General features: G+C 48.8%; 15 protein-coding genes. 6 read left to right on the plus strand and 9 right to left on the minus strand.

The window, feature by feature from the left end:
* Positions 1-26: 26 nt before the first annotated feature.
* Positions 27-1,661: a class I adenylate-forming enzyme family protein gene (locus tag ACI4J0_RS12930; protein WP_439766230.1), complete on the minus strand. Its 1,635-nt coding sequence runs from the start codon at positions 1,659-1,661 to the stop codon at positions 27-29.
* A gap of 435 nt (positions 1,662-2,096) precedes the next feature.
* Here ACI4J0_RS12930 and ACI4J0_RS12935 point away from each other — a divergent pair, with 435 nt between their 5' ends.
* The gene (locus ACI4J0_RS12935; RefSeq protein ID WP_439766274.1) at positions 2,097-3,632 is read left to right on the plus strand and encodes a sodium:solute symporter family protein; all 1,536 of its coding nucleotides are present in this window, start codon (positions 2,097-2,099) and stop codon (positions 3,630-3,632) included.
* A gap of 252 nt (positions 3,633-3,884) precedes the next feature.
* Here the strand turns inward: ACI4J0_RS12935 and ACI4J0_RS12940 are convergent, their stop codons facing one another.
* Positions 3,885-5,456, minus strand: a complete 1,572-nt coding sequence (locus ACI4J0_RS12940; RefSeq protein ID WP_439766231.1) for an RNA polymerase sigma factor — start codon at positions 5,454-5,456, stop codon at positions 3,885-3,887.
* A 336-nt stretch (positions 5,457-5,792) separates the two neighbouring features.
* Positions 5,793-7,505, minus strand: coding sequence for a DEAD/DEAH box helicase (locus ACI4J0_RS12945; protein ID WP_439766232.1), 1,713 nt, complete (start codon positions 7,503-7,505; stop codon positions 5,793-5,795).
* Positions 7,506-7,808: 303 nt separating this feature from the next.
* Here ACI4J0_RS12945 and nrdD point away from each other — a divergent pair, with 303 nt between their 5' ends.
* From nrdD to groL, 5 genes are all read left to right on the plus strand, one after another.
* Entirely contained in the window at positions 7,809-8,075 is a 267-nt protein-coding gene (nrdD, locus tag ACI4J0_RS12950) for an anaerobic ribonucleoside-triphosphate reductase (protein ID WP_439766233.1), read from the plus strand.
* A gap of 449 nt (positions 8,076-8,524) precedes the next feature.
* The gene (locus ACI4J0_RS12955; RefSeq protein WP_439766234.1) at positions 8,525-8,941 is read left to right on the plus strand and encodes an Hsp20/alpha crystallin family protein; all 417 of its coding nucleotides are present in this window, start codon (positions 8,525-8,527) and stop codon (positions 8,939-8,941) included.
* 89 nt (positions 8,942-9,030) lie between these two features.
* Positions 9,031-9,441 carry an Hsp20/alpha crystallin family protein gene (locus tag ACI4J0_RS12960; protein WP_439766235.1) on the plus strand — a complete coding sequence of 137 codons (411 nt, stop codon included), beginning with the start codon at positions 9,031-9,033 and terminating at the stop codon, positions 9,439-9,441.
* 311 nt (positions 9,442-9,752) lie between these two features.
* Positions 9,753-10,037, plus strand: coding sequence for a co-chaperone GroES (locus tag ACI4J0_RS12965; protein ID WP_439766236.1), 285 nt, complete (start codon positions 9,753-9,755; stop codon positions 10,035-10,037).
* A 33-nt stretch (positions 10,038-10,070) separates the two neighbouring features.
* Entirely contained in the window at positions 10,071-11,699 is a 1,629-nt protein-coding gene (gene groL, locus ACI4J0_RS12970; RefSeq protein WP_439766237.1) for a chaperonin GroEL, read from the plus strand.
* Positions 11,700-11,885: 186 nt separating this feature from the next.
* Here the strand turns inward: groL and ACI4J0_RS12975 are convergent, their stop codons facing one another.
* From ACI4J0_RS12975 to flhA, 6 genes are all read right to left on the minus strand, one after another.
* Complete coding sequence (locus tag ACI4J0_RS12975; protein ID WP_439766238.1) at positions 11,886-12,359, minus strand: chemotaxis protein CheD; 474 nt, start codon at positions 12,357-12,359, stop codon at positions 11,886-11,888.
* Positions 12,360-12,429: 70 nt separating this feature from the next.
* On the minus strand, positions 12,430-13,074 hold the full coding sequence (locus ACI4J0_RS12980) for a chemotaxis protein CheC (protein ID WP_439766239.1): 645 nt from the start codon (positions 13,072-13,074) through the stop codon (positions 12,430-12,432).
* A 32-nt stretch (positions 13,075-13,106) separates the two neighbouring features.
* Positions 13,107-13,838 (minus strand): flagellar hook-basal body protein, encoded by a 732-nt coding sequence (locus tag ACI4J0_RS12985; RefSeq protein WP_439766240.1) that lies wholly within the window; start codon positions 13,836-13,838, stop codon positions 13,107-13,109.
* A gap of 27 nt (positions 13,839-13,865) precedes the next feature.
* On the minus strand, positions 13,866-14,621 hold the full coding sequence (locus ACI4J0_RS12990) for a flagellar hook-basal body protein (protein WP_439766241.1): 756 nt from the start codon (positions 14,619-14,621) through the stop codon (positions 13,866-13,868).
* 44 nt (positions 14,622-14,665) lie between these two features.
* The gene (locus ACI4J0_RS12995) at positions 14,666-15,430 is read right to left on the minus strand and encodes a sigma-70 family RNA polymerase sigma factor (protein WP_439766242.1); all 765 of its coding nucleotides are present in this window, start codon (positions 15,428-15,430) and stop codon (positions 14,666-14,668) included.
* 18 nt (positions 15,431-15,448) lie between these two features.
* Complete coding sequence (flhA, locus tag ACI4J0_RS13000) at positions 15,449-17,512, minus strand: flagellar biosynthesis protein FlhA (RefSeq protein ID WP_439766275.1); 2,064 nt, start codon at positions 17,510-17,512, stop codon at positions 15,449-15,451.
* Positions 17,513-17,520 lie beyond the last annotated feature (8 nt).

A 17,520-nucleotide genomic window follows, 5' to 3' on the forward strand; every position in this document is an offset into this window, starting at 1 on the left:
CTTATACTAATAACCTATTAAATTTATCAGCTCTGATTTTCCTTTTCGATCATATTGTCGCCGCAGTACATTTTTCTGAGCTTGGGCTTTTCTATCTTGCCCGTGGCGTTTCGGGGAACGGGGGCGAAGATTATCTTCTTGGGGCGCTTGTATCTGGGCATACCGAGACAGAACTCGTTTATCTCCTCCTCGGTGCACTCTGCTCCGTCTTTAAGCTCCACGATCGCCGCCGCTATCTCGCCCAGGCGCTTGTCGGGAAGTCCGATGACCGCAACGTCCTTTATCTTGTCGAATTTGCTCATAAAATTCTCTATCTCAACGGGGTAGAGGTTTTCGCCGCCGCTTATGACAACGTCCTTTTTGCGGTCAACGAGGAAGTAGAAGCCGTCCTCGTCCTGCCTTGCCATATCGCCTGTCCAGAGCCAGCCGTCATGAAGCACCTCAGCGGTCGCCTGAGGATTGTTGTAGTAGCATTTCATAACGCCGGGACCCTTGACCGCAAGCTCGCCGACCTCGCCCCGGTTTACCTCATTGCCCTTTTCGTCGATGATCTTTACCTGCCAGCCGTAGCCGGGAACGCCGATGGCGCCCACCTTATGTATATTCTCAATTCCGAGATGAACACAGCCGGGACCGATGGACTCGCTGAGACCATAGTTCGTGTCATACTGATGGTCTGGGAAGTACTGCTTCCAGCGGTTGATAAGGCTCTGGGGAACGGGCTGTGCGCCTATGTGCATAAGTCTCCACTGAGAAAGCTCGTAGTCTGCGGGGTCGATTTTGCCCGTATCTATCGCCTCAAGAATGTCCAGTGCCCAGGGCACAAGGAGCCACACGATGGTGCATTTCTCCTTTGAAACGGTATCGAGTATCGTTTCGGGGCTGACTCCCTTTAACAGCACTGCCTTGCTGCCCGAAATAAGGCTGCCGAACCAGTGCATTTTCGCGCCTGTGTGATAGAGAGGGGGAATGCAGAGGAATACATCGTCCTTGGTCTGGTGATGGTGCTGCTGCTCCACAACGCAGGAATGCATAAGGCTGCGGTGGGAATGGAGTATTGCCTTGGGGAAGCCTGTTGTTCCCGATGAGAAGTATATTGCCGCGTCATCGTCATCACTGAGTGCGATACCGGGGGAAACGCTGGCACAGTTTGATGTGAGCTTGTCATAATCCTCGGCAAAGGAGGGGCAGTCGCCGCCTACATAGAAAAGTATGCGGTTTTTGCTGATGTCCTCGGCAATGGTCTCAACTCTGCCGATAAACTCGGGGCCGAACACCAAAACATCAGCCTCCGCCAGGTCGAGACAGTACTTTATCTCCTCGGAGCTGTAGCGGAAGTTCATGGGAACGGCAAGTGCGCCTGTTTTCAGTATGCCGAAGTAAATGGGCAGCCACTCCAGGCAGTTCATAAGGAGAATTGCCACCTTGTCCCCCTTTTTCACTCCTCGGCTTATGAGAAGCTGGGCAAATCGATTGGCTTTTTCGTTGAACACGTGCCAGGTTATCTCACGGCGGTAGCTGAGGTCGGAGGTGGGCTGGATAAGGTCGAAATCCTTCCACAGCATACGTCTGGTCTCCTGTATCTGAGGATTTATCTCCACGAGGCATACGTCATTGCCGTATTTGCGTGCGTTTTCTTCAAGAAGCTCTGTAATGGGCATTATGTTTTTCCACCTTTCGAGAATTTTCACCTTTTTCGGGAAAATTTCAGAAGTTTTATGCTTTAAATATTCTGTGCTTTAAAACCCTGAATTGAAATATAGTAATACTCTTTATATTGTAATATTTTTTTCCTCCAATTACAAGCTTTTTTTACAGCTTTTTGCATAATATACAATTATTTTATGAAATTTTAAGCATAACTGACATAAGTTTTGCCGTCTTGTTAATGCTTTTATCGGATTTTACCAAAGTAAAGCGGCAAAATTGATTATATTGTCTAATTGACAAAATTCCCTCTATCTGATATAATTATATGGAATTTATTGCTTTAACGCTTATACGCTTTTATCTGATGAAGCGATAAACGGACAAAGGCGTGAAAGGACGGTATATTTTAAGTGTTATATGTTATTCTGGCGATCTACCTTGCGGTTATGATCGGTATCGGCATTTACTGCCACAAAAAGACCTCCTCGGTTTCGGATTTCGTGCTGGGAGGCAGAAACGTGGGCGGCTGGATAACCGCCTTCGCATACGGCACCTCCTACTTTTCGGCGGTGGTATTCATCGGCTATGCAGGTCAGTTCGGCTGGAGCTACGGCGTTTCGGCGGCGTGGATAGGCATCGGCAACGCTGTTATCGGCTCAATGCTCGCCTGGATGATCCTTGGCAGGCGCACTCGTATCATGACCAAGCAGATGGGCGCCTCCACCATGCCCGAATATTTCGAGAAGCGCTATAATTCAAAGAGTCTGAAGGTCGTTTCGGCTGTTATCGTGTTCCTTTTCCTTATCCCTTATACCGCGTCGGTATACAACGGTCTTTCAAGGCTTTTCGGAATGGCGTTCAACATTCCCTATTCCGCCTGCATTATCGGTATGGCGGTGCTTACGGCGGTGTACGTAATTCTCGGCGGCTACAAGGCTACGGCAATAAACGACTTTATCCAGGGCATCATTATGCTGGGCGGCATTTCGGCAGTTGTGTTCTGCATTATTTCCAAAAAGGGCGGCTTCTCCTCCGCACTCGCTCAGCTGGGCGCTATTTCCGATAAGGGAGTTCCCGAAAATACCCTCAATTCCCTTTTCGGCCCCGACCCCATTAACCTTATCGGCGTTGTTATCCTTACATCTCTCGGAACCTGGGGTCTGCCTCAGATGGTGCAGAAGTTCTACGCTATCAAGGACGACCAGGCTATCAAGAGAGGAACTATTATTTCCACCCTCTTTGCTGTAGTTGTTGCAGGCGGCTCTTATCTGATGGGCGGCTTCGGCAGACTTTACGGCTCCGCTGACGAGGCTGTGGCTGCCGAGACGGGCAGGACATTCATTGAGGCGGGCGCAAACGGCAAGCTCAAGTATGACTCCATCGTTCCTGCAATGCTTCACGACGCTCTTCCCGAGATACTTATCGGTATCGTTGTGGTGCTGGTGCTTTCGGCTTCCATGTCCACCCTTTCCTCGCTGGTGCTCACATCAAGCTCCACCCTCACCATCGACCTTATCAAGCCTGCTGTAAAGGGCGGCATGGACGACAAGAAGCAGGTGCTTACCATGCGCGTGCTTATTGCAGCATTCCTTGTTCTTTCAGTTGTCATAGCTCTTAACCCCAACACCTACATAAGCACACTGATGTCCATCTCCTGGGGCGCGCTGGCAGGTGCATTCCTTGCTCCCTTTATGTACGGTCTTTTCTCAAAGAAGATAACAAAGGCGGCTGTCTGGACGAGCTTTGTTACGGGCGTGGGCATTACCGTTATACATATGGTGATTTTCAGTCTGGGTCTTTTCCCCGAGGCTACAAAGGCTGCGGCTTCCTTAAAGCTCAATATGGCTTCGCCTATCAATGCAGGCGCTATTGCTATGATAGTGGGTCTTATCGTTGTTCCTCTTGTAAGCTCCTTTACCAAGGTGAAGGACACAGAATATGTGGACAAGCTCTTTGAGGAATGCGGCAAGGACGCAGGCTGAGCCTGCGTGCACTCGTTCTGCAGTGTGTTTTTGTGTCTTGCTATAGATGTGGGGATATAAAGATGTTTTCACGATCGTGTTAATTACAAATACAGCGGATAAATGATAAAGCTGCCACAGGAAATCGCTCAAAGCGATACTGCGGCAGCTTTTTGTATGGCAGGCTGATAAGCCGCGATACGGGAAGCGATGATATTCGTCGGGTCCATTCCGTTCGTCCGTGGTACGAGTAGCCGTCAGAGGCAAGCAGACTTATTTCGCATCGATCCGCTCAAACATAACCGTTGTAGCAAGCATTCCTCTTGTCAGAGGAAGCAGCCATCCGCTTTCGCAGAGTTCTCGCATAACGTCAGAGGTTTCCCGGAGTATTTCCCCCGGTGCGACCTTTTCAGCATATTCAAGCAGATGATTTGGGGTATGCTCCGCCATAATACGCCTGATCCCGTCAAGTCTGACAAGAGCCTGACTGCATATTTCCTGCGCCACAGGAACGATCAGATCACCCAACCCGGAAGTCTGTTCCGCGGTGAGACACGGGAAATTGGGCTTTATTCCTGTATCTGTTTTGATCGCAAAATTATTATTCAGAAGCTCCGCACAAATCAGCTTGTCACTTTCGGAAACCGGCTGCTCTGTCAGCAGATCGATGAGCATAGTTTCGTGCAGCTTGTTCATTTTCAGACAAACAGGGTCCCCGTTCACATCAACATCCCACAGTACAATATCCGCCTTTTCGGAGTCATCACGTCTTCCGGTGCGGAACATATAGATATCATGATACTCGCTTTTCTCCGAAAGCCAGCGATAGCCCTTTTGTCCGAATTTATCCTCGGGATAGCTGTCCCAGTCACCGAAGGGAAGCTTTTCCTGCAAAAAATCAATATATGCAAGGTGCAAAAGCTGCGAAACAAGAAACCACTTCATGGAATTGAGCGGCATATCACTGCCGTAAAAGCCGACAGCACGCACATCATCAATTGAACTGTCAATAAAACTCCTTATCAACTCAGCTGTTTCATGTATCGAAGCCTTATGATCTTCATATATTTCATTCATCATTTTCTGCGTCACAATGACAACATTGCTGAGGTAATATCCGTTTTTCTCAAGCAGAAGCTCATGTTCCAGAAGCTGTGCGATCTCATTTTCAAGATATGCTGTGGGAACACCTGTTTGCAGGCTTATCTGCTCCTCTGTCTGTTTTTCATAATAGCACGCCATCATGATATTCTGCTTCACCCTGCTTCTGAACATATCATGAAAGACGTTAAATTTTCCCCACGAACGTGATATCAGTTCTACGGGACGGTAGCTTAATTCCCCGAAATTTCTCTCCATAGTTATGCCCTCCTTGATTCGGTTTCTTGATTGGAATAACAGGTATTTCACCATACTTTGCGTCAGCGAAAAGCGAGCCGAAATAGCCTTGACCGAAAGCCCCTCGATATAGTATGCAACCATGACACGGCGGTAATTGGAACTGAGCAGTGACAGTTCTCTTGTAAGAAGTGCGAGCTGTTCGTTCTCCTGTGCCTGCTCTGCAAGACGTTCCCATAGATCGTCCGGCAGACCATCGTCCAGCCGGACAGTATTGTGCTTGTCTTTATTCCGATACCAGCCTTTGAGGATATTGTCGGCGGTGCGCCAGACAAATGCGTAGAATGCCCTTTCATCACGCAGATCTTCAATGCTCTCGCAAAGCGTCAGCAAAATTTCCTGTGACAAGTCCTCGGACTCCTGATAGGAGCTTGTTCGGGACAGACAGTACTGAAAGATCGACTTCGACATCTGAGCAACCTTTTCACGGCGTTCATGGGTATTCATATTCGGCTCTCCTTTCTATGATCTCAGAAGCTTCTGTATATATAGTGCAGAAAATTTCGTTTGGTTAGGGCTTTGGCAAAATTTTTTTTGAAAAGTTTTCCCCAAATGATCATACTATACATCATGCAAGCTGTCAATAAGCAGGCAGATGACAAAAAAGCAAAGACAGCACAGTCGGCTTGACGGTGCTGTCTTTTTGCAGGCTGAGCCTGCGTGCGCTCGTATAGTTTGCTTGGGCGGCAGGCAGATGGCTCGGTAACGTAAGGAATATGTCCGATTTATATGTGCGGCAATATTTTTATAGGATAAAGAATAACGAATAAATTATAAAGTCGGTCAGCTTCGGGGGCGAGCGCCGGGATTGCCCCGTCTGCTGCCCTTGCCCCGGGTGTTTGCTCCTCTGCGGGAATTGTTCTGACGGCGGGGGGCTCTGTCGTCCTCAAAACGCTCGTTTCGTCCCTCATAGGGCTTGACGGTTATTTTCTGACCGTTTATCTTGGTGCCTGCCATTGAATCGAGGATATGCTCCTTGTCGGCTTCGGGCACTTCTACGGTGGTGAAGCGGTCATAGATATCTATCTTGCCGAAGCTCTTTCCGGGCATTCCCGTTGCGTCCACAAGGGCGCCCAGGACGAAATTGGGGGCAAGGCGGTTGGCTCTGCCTGCGGATATTTCAAGCTTGACGGTTTTTGATCGTTCCTTTCCGCTCTTTGGAGCGCTGTCCCTGGGGGCGGTGAAGGCGATATCGGGGATATTTCTTGTCTCGGCGGACAGCTTCATTCCCAGAAGTGCGGCGGCGATCTCCTCGGCGGAGAGGTCGTTTTCGCGCATAAGCCTTGTGACCTCGGAAATGTACTTATCATATTTTCCGCTTTCGCAGCATGAGATTATCTTCTCGCTGACGTGCTCCGACTTGCGCTTTACGATCTCCTCCCTGGTGGGAAGGTCGGCTCTTACGATTTCCGTTTTGATGAACCTGGAAATGTCCCTCAGCTCGTAAAACTGCTTCCTGCCGCTGATTATGGTATAGGCAGCGCCGCTTTTGCCTGCTCTGCCCGTTCTGCCGATACGGTGGATATAATACTCATTATCCTGGGGGAGGTCGTAGTTGAATACTGCGTCTACGTCGTCCACGTCAATTCCTCTTGCGGCTACGTCTGTGGCGATGAGGACGTTTATGGCTCCCGATTTGAAGGCATTGAGGACCTGTGTGCGGCTCTGCTGCTTCATATCTCCGTGAAGTCCCGATGCCTTGAAGCCCTTTGACACAAGTGCGTCGGTAAGCTCGTCCACCATTTTCTTGGTGTTGCAGAATACCATTGACAGGCGGGGCTCATAGGCGATGAGGAGCATTCTCAGGGCATCGGTCTTTCTGCCCATGGGCACCTCGAAATATTTCTGCTCGATGCTGTCTACTGTGCGAGCCTTGCTCTCTACCTTGATGACAACGGGGTCGGTCTGGTACTGCTTTGTGATAGCCATTATGGGAGGGGGCATTGTGGCGGAGAAAAGCACGGTCTGCCGCTCCTCGGGGACGTATTGCAGAATTGTCTCGATATCCTCGCGGAAGCCCATATTGAGCATTTCGTCCGCTTCATCGAGGATTATTGTGCGAAGGTTTTCAAGGCGGAGGGTCTTTCTGCCGATGTGGTCCATCACTCTTCCCGGAGTGCCCACAACGATGTTTGCGCCACGCCTTAATTCGCCTATCTGTCTGTCCATTGCTGCGCCGCCGTACACTGCGCAGGGGCGCACCCAGGGCATATATGCGGCAAATTTCTTTATCTCGTCGCACGCCTGCATCGCAAGCTCTCTGGTGGGGCAGAGAACAAGCACCTGCACGCCCTTGCTGCCCTTTTCAAGCGCTGCTATGGCGGGTATGCCGAAGGCGGCGGTCTTTCCTGTGCCTGTGTTGGACTTTCCTACAAGGTCCCGTCCCTCAAGCATTACGGGAATGGCTTTTGACTGTATTTCTGTGGCTTCGGTAAAGCCCATTTCGGTGACTGCCCGTACTATCTCTTCGGGCAGGTCAAGTTCTGTAAAAAGCATTAAACTATCCTTTCGTTATAACAGTAATTTTTTGATTTATCATACTAAAATATTATTATATCACACAGGATTATGCGATGTCAACAAAGAATAAGGCGGCAAATTGTTAATTTTGTAAAAATTTAGTCGGAATATTTTTAGGCTACAATTGAAATGCGGTGGCTATGCGGGTTTCGGGGAGGATGTAAACAAAATGTTAATTAAATCGATTTCTCCTTGAAAACACTATATATTGTGGTATAATTAAATAGTCGGCACTAAATATTGTGGCGAATTTGCTTAAAAGTTAAGGGAGTAATGAAAATGAACGTTAACGTTACGGGCGGAGAAATTTCCAATGAGGAGCTTGAGGCTTACATCAGGCACGGCGAGGAGAATTACCCCGGGAAAAAGATCGTGGGCATTGATATCGCTCTTGACGGCGATTTCGTCGATCTGAATTATTATTTTGAAAGCGTTCCCTTTGACCGAATAAGAAGAATTACGGGCTATCTTGTGGGCACTCTTGACCGCTTCAACGACGCTAAGCGAGCTGAGGTCATGGACAGGGTCAAGCACGGAAGCTGCTGAATTTGAATATATTTTTATGAGCCGGTGCGGTTTTATGCATCGGCTCTTTTATTTTTGGAATATATGTGCTGATTTTACAAATCGGGCTGCTTGTTTTTGGTTATTCAGATGAATTTGTATTGAAATGGCACTTTTGTGCTGAAATGTATTGACAAATTGAGACAAATGTGCTATAATATGAATACTGATATGGCTATGGGGAAAAATATAAGGAGATGTTTTAGCACTCGTATCTTGCAAGTGTTAGCACTCATACAACGAGACTGCTAAATTTCACCGTTTTTTCACAATACGGATATTGTATTATCATAATAGGGGGGTATTATTATACTCGTAAACGGAAGATACCGAGATGATGCGGTACAGATACCCCGTTTATACAAATCACACCATCTCGAAGCAGCTCCTTTCAGAAGCAGGCTTCCTATATTTTGAAAGAAGGTAATTTTATGTACGGTTTAACTCCCTTTGAAAGAGCTTTTGGCATTTTTGATCCCTTTGCTGATCTTGACAGCGGCTTTGTAAAGGACGGTCAGAGGTTCAGCGCCTGCCGCACGGATATCCGCGAGGACGATGACAAGTTCGTTATGGAGTCCGAGCTTCCCGGCTTTGACAAGAAGGATATCTCCATTGACATCTCCGGTTCGAGCCTGACATTGAAAGCCGAACATTCCGAGAATACTGACGAGAAGAACGGCAAGTATATCCGCCGCGAACGCACCTTCGGCTCATATCAGAGAAGCTTCGACATTTCGGGCATCGACACCGAGCACATCACCGCCGATTACAAGAACGGTATCCTTATCATGACCCTGCCCAAGAAGAAGCCCGATGTTCCTGTTACACGCAGGCTGGAAATTCAGTAATGCGCATCGCGGTCGTAAGGAGAACATCTCCACAGGTTAAAAACAGGCGGAGCGCACAGGCTCCCCATTATCGGAAAGAGGGTAATTTTATGTATGGTTTAACTCCTTTTGAAAAAGCTTTTGGCGTTTTTGACCCCTTTGCAGACTTTGAGAAGGACGGCAAGCGGATAAGCGCCTGCCGCACCGATATCCGCGAGGAGGACGACAGGTACGTTATGGAATCCGAGCTTCCCGGCTTCGACAAGCAGGATATCTCCATTGATATCACAGGTTCGAGCCTGACATTGAAAGCCGAGCATTCCGAAAATAATGACGAGAAGGACAAAAACGGCAGGTATATCCGCCGCGAGCGCACCTTCGGCTCATATCAGAGAAGCTTCGACATTTCGGGCATCGACGCAGACCACATCAGCGCCGATTACAAGAACGGTATCCTTATTATGATACTGCCCAAGAAGCAGCCCGATGTTCCCGTTTCACGGAGGCTTGAGATACAATAATTCGCTTTTCGGGAGGGGATATCCTCTCTAGTATAAAATTGAATTCCCGGAAAGACGTTCGGCTTCGTCGGACAGCTTCTGCCCCATGGGTCGGACGCCTTTCTGTTTACATATATTATATATTTTACCTGCTCATTCCAATGCGAATTGTGCATTATGATGAAAATACAGTGATTTACGCAAAAACACTTGATTTTTTTAGTGAACGTGGTAAAATATATTTAGCACTCAATAAATAAGAGTGCTAACACATCAAGCGTTTGACTGCTAAATTTGCTTAGCAGCTACTTATAGGAAGGAGTTTTTTAGTTATGAAAATCAAGCCACTTGCAGACAGAGTTGTTATTAAGATGACTGAGGCTGAGGAGACCACCAAGAGCGGTATCATTCTCACAGGCAATGCCAAGGAGAAGCCCCAGATCGCTGAGATCGTTGAGGTTGGCCCCGGCGGTATGGTTGACGGCAATGAGGTAAAGATGGAGCTTAAAGTCGGTCAGAAGGTCCTCGCTTCCAAGTATGCGGGCACTGAGGTAAAGCTTGACGGCGTTGAGTACACTATTCTCCGTCAGTCCGACATTCTCGCAGTTGTTGAATAAGAAACATTCTAAATTTATTGGAGGTACATTACAATGGCTAAGGATATTATTTACGGCGAAGACGCCCGCAAGTCTTTACAGGCAGGCATTGACAAGCTTGCAAATACAGTTAAGATAACTCTCGGTCCCAAGGGCAGAAATGTTGTTCTTGACAGAAAGTTCGGCGCTCCTCTTATCACCAACGACGGCGTTACAATTGCCAAGGAGATCGAGCTTGACGACGCTTTCGAGAATATGGGCGCTCAGCTGGTCAAGGAGGTTGCTACCAAGACAAATGACGCTGCAGGCGACGGTACAACTACCGCTACTCTTCTCGCTCAGGCTCTTATCAGAGAGGGTATGAAGAACATCGCTGCAGGCGCTAATCCCATGATAGTTAAGAAGGGCATGGCTAAGGCTGTTGATGCTGCTGTTGAGGCTATCAAGACAAACTCCAAGGATATTGAAGGCTCTGCTGATATCGAGAGAGTTGCTACCGTTTCTTCCGCTGATGAGAAGGTGGGCAAGCTCATTGCAGAGGCTATGGAGAAGGTCACTTCCGACGGCGTTATCACTATTGAGGAGTCCAAGACTGCTGAGACTTACTCCGAGGTAGTTGAGGGTATGCAGTTCGACAGAGGCTACATCACTCCTTACATGGTTACAGATACCGACAAGATGGAAGCTGTTATTGACGACGCTTACATTCTTATCACCGACAAGAAGATATCCTCCATTCAGGAGCTCCTTCCTCTTCTTGAGCAGATCGTTAAGAGCGGCAAGAAGCTTGTGATCATTGCTGAGGACATCGAGGGCGAGGCTCTCTCCACTCTTATCGTTAACAAGCTCCGCGGCACATTCACCTGTGTTGCTGTTAAGGCTCCCGGCTTCGGCGACAGAAGAAAGGAAATGCTCCAGGATATCGCTATCCTCACAGGCGGTCAGGTAATTTCCGAGGAGATCGGTCTTGAGCTCAAGGATACTGAGGTTTCTCAGCTGGGTCGTGCTAAGCAGGTCAAGGTTACAAAGGAAAACACCATTATCGTTGACGGTCAGGGCAGCAAGTCCGAGATCAAGGACAGAATAAATCAGATCAAGTCTCAGATAGAGGTAACTACCTCCGAGTTCGACAAGGAAAAGCTCCAGGAGAGACTTGCTAAGCTTTCCGGCGGCGTTGCTGTTATCAAGGTAGGCGCTGCTACTGAGGTTGAGATGAAGGAGAAGAAGCTCCGCATCGAGGACGCTCTTGCTGCTACCAAGGCTGCTGTTGAAGAGGGTATCGTTGCAGGCGGCGGAACTGCTCTTATCAATGCTATGCCCGCTGTTTCCAAGCTCACTGCTTCGCTTTCCGGCGATGAAAAGACAGGCGCTCAGATAGTTCTCAAGGCTCTTGAGGAACCTGTTCGCCAGATCGCTGCAAATGCAGGTCTTGAAGGCTCTGTTATCATTGATAAGATCGTTCGCTCCAGAAAGGTCGGCTACGGCTTCGACGCTTACAGCGAGACTTATGTTGATATGATCCCTGCAGGTATCGTTGATCCTACCAAGGTTACACGCTCTGCTCTCCAGAATGCTGCTTCCGTTGCTGCTATGGTTCTTACCACAGAGTCTCTGGTTGCTGACATCAAGGAGCCCGCTACTGCTCCTGCTCCCGGTGCCGGTATGGACGGCGGTATGTACTAATACCGATATTCTTTATAATAAATGTTTTTCGCCGTACAGGAGGTTTCCTGTACGGCGATTTTGTATTTATTGGAAAAAGTTTGAGGGTATCAAGTGATATATGGGGACACAAAAAGTTAGCGGGGGCGGAAGCTTCGTCTTCGAAATGCTGTCGTGAAAAAAATCGGGGCTTTTCGCCCCGATAATTTATACTCTTTTTGTAGGTCTTGTGGCTGCCTTTACCTCCATAATGCCGTCCTCGCTGTAGAAGAATACTGTTCTGCCGAAATTCAGACCCGTTTCTTCGGCGATTATGGGGATATTATATGTCCCGAGCACCTTCTTTACCGCTTCGATATTTCGCTCGCCGATGTTGAATACGGAGGAGGTGGTGCTGAACATCTGGGCGCCTCCTGCTATTTTTGCGGTGAGACGGTATTTTTTTGCGCCCATTGCCACCATTTTCTGTATAAGCTCGGTTATGCCTGTGTCGGCGTATCTTCTCATATTGTCTGCGGCTGCTCCTGCGTCCTTGCTCCAGGGCAGCATTATATGAGCCAAGCCCGCAATTTTCAGCTCTGCGTCATAGAGGCAGATGCCTATGCAGGAGCCTAATGCATATGTCGCCAGAACTTCGGGACTTTTTACCACATTAAGATCTGCTATACCAATGTTTACCATTTTACGTTACACTCCCCACAGCGGTATTTCCGCATGATTTCATTTTCCCGAAAAAAGCCTTTATCACGCTTTATACTTCTATTCCAAGCTTGGAAAACAGTGTTTCGAGAGATGAAAGCTCGGGAACGAGGATCATATTGCTCTTGATCTCGCTGCTGTCGCCGCCTGAGGGGGAGTCGCCGAAGATGAAGCTGTCGTCGATAAACAGCACGCTGTTGCCTATCTGGGCAAATTCTACGGCGGGCACTGCAAGTATGGCTCCTGCCATATCTATGCTTATGGTGGGAACGGAAATGTCTATCGTAAGCCCTGTGAGGGAGGATATGGCGTTTACATAGGAGCCTGCAAGGATATTTCCTATCTCCTGGATAAAGGAGATGTCCATTTCGTCAAGCTCGGTAAGGTCATTTATCTGCTTGCCGAAAACGGAGTTCAGCATTGAATTTGCAAAGTTTTTCTGGAGCACATAGAGCATCATTCCGTTGATGTCACCTTTAAGTCCCACGAGCATTCCCAGAACTACGTTTTCGGGGCCGCCCAGGTACTCCACGGACTCGTTGAAGTCAAGGAGCTTTACGGTGGGGACGGATATATCTATTGCCTGGCTAAGCATCTGGGAAAGTGAGCTGGCTGCGTTTCCCTGACCGATGTTGCCTATTTCTCTGAGCACGTCAAAATGCATTGCGCTCAGCTGTTCCATATTCTGAAGTGACATAATATCACTGCCTTTCTATCGGTTTTATGCGGTTATCCTCTCAGATTGTTGACAAGGTTATTCAGCTCATCGTGGAGCTTTACCATATTTACATTAAGCTGGAAGGCTCTCTGATACTCGATGACCTTTGTCATTTCGGTCGCCACGCTGGTTCCCGAGGCTTCCATATAGCCCTGCTTTTTCTTGATGGTATCGTCTGCGATGGCTTCGCCGCTGGAGCCTGTATTTATGTAATAATTGTCTCCGAACTGGTCGAGTCCGTAGGGGTTTTCAAAGCGGTAGGTGCCTATCTGAGGGATAAGCTCCGTATATTCTATCTGCATATCCTCGTTAAAGGGGACGGTTATGCGGTTGCCCTCGTAATCGAGGACAAAGCTGCCCTTGCTGTCGCAGAGCTGCCAGGTGCCGTTTCCGTCGATATCGGTGATGTAGAATGCGCCGTCCTTGGTATAGGCGGTATTGCCCGAGGGGGTCTCTACGGCGAAAAAGCCTTCGTCAAGGGCTGCAAAATCAAGGTCGCGCTCGGTATGTCTCAGGGTGGACTGCTCAAACATAAGGTCGGTCTTATCCACCTTTACGCCGTGTCCTGTCTGGACTTCCTCGATATTATTGTTGCGCTTTGTATATACAAGGTCTGCAAAGGAGGGGCGGGACGCCTTGAAACCGTAGGTATTTACGTTTGCAAGGTTATTTCCCGTTATGTCCATGCCCATCTGATTGCTTATTACGCCTGTGGTGGCGGTGAAAAATCCTATCCTGCCCATTTATTTATCATTCCTTTCAGAAAGGTATCACACCTTCATAAGATTGTTTGCGGCAAGCTGATTTACGGAGTTTATTATCTGCAGAGCCTGTGAATTTGCTCTGAAAAGGGCATTGGCGTCTATTGCCTTCGCCATTTCTGCGGCAACGTTCACATTGGAGCGCTCGTACCAGCCCTGTCTTATGCGGTAGACCATTCCCTCGGGGATATTGCCCCAGGGGGTGTCCTCGTAGGGGCGGATAAGGTTGGTATCCACCTTTTCGACGTCCGAGTCATCGGGGAGAAATGTAAGCGCAAGCTGTATCTCTCTGCCGTCCTCTACCTGTATAAGACCGTCCTCTCTGACGGTGAAGTTTGCAGTGCCCAGCTGTATCGGGTCGCCGTTATCGTCTATAACTCTGCCTGCGGAGCCCAGGGCAAGGTATCCCTCGTTGTCGATATTGAACTGACCGTTTCGGGTGAGAAGCACTTCTCCCGAGTTTCTCCGCTGAATGTTGAAATACACAGAGCCCATCACAGCCATATCAAGACGGGAATTTGTCTGCTCGAAGGTGCCCGACTCAAGGGAGGTCTTGGTCTCAAGCAGGGTCCTGTAACGGATAGTGCCCGTTTTGCTGCGCTCTCCGTTTGCAAGGAGCAGGAGATTATCGTGGAATGTGGTGGGGATAGCTGCGTCGGACTTGTAGCCTGCTGTATTTACATTCGAGAGATTGTTGGTTATTACGTTTAATATTCTTTCCTCGTTCAGTATTCCGTTGACGGAGGTGTAATATCCTCTGAGCATTGCTTTTACCGCCTTTCCGATGGTATGTCCATCATATATGATGGTCAGTCCATCATATATCCGGAAATTTTTTCTCTGAGCTTGTCCACCGCTTTGGTGTGTATCTGGCATACTCTTGACTCGGATATGCCAAGCACCTTTGCGATCTCGGAATATTTAAGCTTTTCGTAGTAATAAAGGGTTATGACCGTTCTTTCCTTGTCCTTGAGGCTGTCTATCGCCTGCACGAGCTGGGACCTTCTTTCCGAGAGAATGAGCTGTGCTTCTGCCTCGCTTTCTCCCGTATCGTCTGCCATATCAAAGCCGTCGAAGAGAAGCTCTTCAAAGGAAAGGGTTGACGCTGCTGCCGATCTGGACAGGAAGCTGTCAAGCTTTTCGGTGGTTATACCCAGCCTTGCGGCGATCTCCTCACGGGTGGGCTCGCGGTCAAGCTCGGTATACAGCACCGAATATACGCTGTCATAGTCACGTATGAATTTCCGCACGCCTCTCGGAACGCTGTCCTGCCTGCGGATATAATCTATTATCGCACCCCGCACCTTTATGGAGGCGTAGGTGTCGAATTTGACGTTCTTTTTGGGGTCGAAGCTGTCCACTGCGTTCATAAGGGCAAGGACTGCCTCGTTTGAGATGTCGTCATCATCTGCGTAGCGGCGGTACATATTTCTTGTGGAGAGCACCGCATAGCGGACGATATGCATACTCCGCATTACTATCTCGTTGCGGAGAGCTTTGTCGGGGGTCTGCTTGTATCTGTCAAACAGCTCCGATATATCGGTTTTTATCTCCGCCGTATTTTCAGCATACACATCAGACACCGCCTTTCGTTATATGCTAATGTTGCCCACAGCCTGTATCTGGACGGTGTTGTCTATCTCATTGAAGGAAAGCACCGTTACATTGGGGATAAACTGGTCTACAAGCTTTTTGAAGTAGATGCGGACAATGGGAGAGGTGAGCACGATGGGGGAGGGCACCACGTCCTTTATCTTTTCTATCTGGGCGTTCAGGGAAGCGATAAGCGCCTGGATGGACTGGGGGTCCATTGCAAGATAGGAGCCCTGCTCGGACTTCTTTACCGAGGAAACTATCTTATTTTCGGTCTCGGTGTCGAGAGTTATGACTCTTATCTGACCGCCGTCGGAAAAGCGTCTGGTGATGGTCCTCTTGAGCGCCTGACGGACGTACTCGTTGGTTATATCAAGGTCCTTCATATTGTGCTGGTTGTCCGCAAGGGTCTCGAGAATGGTCTGGAGGTCTCTTATGGGCACGTTTTCCTTGAGGAGCATACAAAGCTCCTTCTGGAGATATGCCACAGGCACAACGTTCGGGACGATGTCCTCAACAATGGAGGGGTTTGTCTCCTTCAGCTTGTCAAGCATTGTTTTAACGTCCTGACGGCTGAGAAGCTCGTGGGCGTGGTTTTTGATGACCTCGGAAAGGTGGGTTATCATTACCGAGGTGGGGTCTATGAGGGTGTAGCCCGCTATCTCGGCACGGAGCTTGTTCTCCTCGCTTATCCACTTGGCAGGGATATTGAAGGCAGGCTCGATGGTGTCGATGCCGTCCACCTCACGGGTAACGTTTCCGCTGTCGAGAGCAAGGTAATGGTCCATAAGTATCTCGCCCTCGGCGACGGTCTCGCCCTTTATCTTTATAACATACTGATTTGGGTTGATGTGCTGGTTGTCCCTCATTCGGATAGAGGGGAAGACCATACCCATATCAATGGCAAACTGCTTTCGGAAGATGACAACTCGCTCGATGAAGGTTCCGCCTGCGGACTCGTCTGCAAGGGGGATAAGTGAATAGCCGAACTCCATTTCGATAGGCTCAACATTCAGAAGCTTATAAACGTTGTCAATGTCCTTGTAGTATTCCATTTCGGAAATAGCGTCCTGATTTTCAGCCATTTCCTTTGCCTGCTCCTCTGCCTCCTGCTCCTCGGTTTTCATGGAGCGTGAAAGTCCCACGCTCAGAGCGATGAGAGCACTGCCCAGCACGAAAAGGGTGATGGTGGGGAAGCCGGGGATAAAGCCCATTACGAACATTACAAGACCTGCAATGAAGGGAACTCTGGGCTGGGAAGTAAACTGACCGATAACGTCGCTGTTGAGGGATTCCTCGGAAGCGGCGCGGGTAACTATCATACCCATTGAAATGGATATGAGAAGGGAGGGTATCTGTGAGCAGAGACCGTCTCCCACGGTGGCGATGGAGTAGGTGGAAAGGACGGTCATGAAGTCCATTCCGCCGAACACGAGACCCATTACCGCTCCGCCCAGCAGGTTCACGATAGCTGCAACGATGGAGAAGGTTGCGTCTCCCTTGACGAACTTGGCAGCACCGTCCATTGCTCCGAAGAAGTCAGACTCCCTCTGGACCTTGTCGCGGCGTTTTTTGGCTTCCTTGTCGTCAATTATGCCCTGATTAAGGTCGGCGTCTATAGCCATCTGCTTACCGGGCATAGCGTCAAGGGTAAATCGGGCTGTTACCTCGGCAACTCGCTCCGCGCCCTTGGTGATGACCACCATCTGCACTACAGTAATGAGGATAAACACGATAAATCCCACTACTGCATTGCCGCCCATTACAAAGGTGCCGAAGGCTTTTACTATCTCGCCCGCATAGCCCTTGTTCATAAGGATAGAACGGGTGGAGGATATGTTAAGTCCCAGTCGGAATACTGTTGTTATGAGCAGCAGCGACGGGAATATGGAAAACTCAAGTGATTCCTTTATGTACATCGTTGTGAGGAGAATGTACACCGACAGGGCGATGTTTACCGCAAAAAGCAGGTCAAGGAGCCATGTGGGAAGAGGAATAACGATGAGAAATACAGCGAGAATGACAAATACCGTTACGATATTCTTGCCTACTATTTTCTTCAAAAAATCCA

The organism is Huintestinicola sp. (assembly GCF_051882455.1).
GTDB lineage: Bacteria > Bacillota > Clostridia > Oscillospirales > Ruminococcaceae > Huintestinicola.

Bases quoted from the DNA above. Each gene is read 5' to 3' on its own strand.
- ACI4J0_RS12930 (WP_439766230.1), bottom strand. From the start codon at position 1,661: ATGCCCATTACAGAGCTTCTTGAAGAAAACGCACGCAAATACGGCAAT.
- ACI4J0_RS12935 (WP_439766274.1), top strand. From the start codon at position 2,097: ATGATCGGTATCGGCATTTACTGCCACAAAAAGACCTCCTCGGTTTCG.
- ACI4J0_RS12940 (WP_439766231.1), bottom strand. From the start codon at position 5,456: ATGAATACCCATGAACGCCGTGAAAAGGTTGCTCAGATGTCGAAGTCG.
- ACI4J0_RS12945 (WP_439766232.1), bottom strand. From the start codon at position 7,505: ATGCTTTTTACAGAACTTGACCTGCCCGAAGAGATAGTACGGGCAGTC.
- nrdD (WP_439766233.1), top strand. From the start codon at position 7,809: ATGAACGTTAACGTTACGGGCGGAGAAATTTCCAATGAGGAGCTTGAG.
- ACI4J0_RS12955 (WP_439766234.1), top strand. From the start codon at position 8,525: ATGTACGGTTTAACTCCCTTTGAAAGAGCTTTTGGCATTTTTGATCCC.
- ACI4J0_RS12960 (WP_439766235.1), top strand. From the start codon at position 9,031: ATGTATGGTTTAACTCCTTTTGAAAAAGCTTTTGGCGTTTTTGACCCC.
- ACI4J0_RS12965 (WP_439766236.1), top strand. From the start codon at position 9,753: ATGAAAATCAAGCCACTTGCAGACAGAGTTGTTATTAAGATGACTGAG.
- groL (WP_439766237.1), top strand. From the start codon at position 10,071: ATGGCTAAGGATATTATTTACGGCGAAGACGCCCGCAAGTCTTTACAG.
- ACI4J0_RS12975 (WP_439766238.1), bottom strand. From the start codon at position 12,359: ATGGTAAACATTGGTATAGCAGATCTTAATGTGGTAAAAAGTCCCGAA.
- ACI4J0_RS12980 (WP_439766239.1), bottom strand. From the start codon at position 13,074: ATGTCACTTCAGAATATGGAACAGCTGAGCGCAATGCATTTTGACGTG.
- ACI4J0_RS12985 (WP_439766240.1), bottom strand. From the start codon at position 13,838: ATGGGCAGGATAGGATTTTTCACCGCCACCACAGGCGTAATAAGCAAT.
- ACI4J0_RS12990 (WP_439766241.1), bottom strand. From the start codon at position 14,621: ATGCTCAGAGGATATTACACCTCCGTCAACGGAATACTGAACGAGGAA.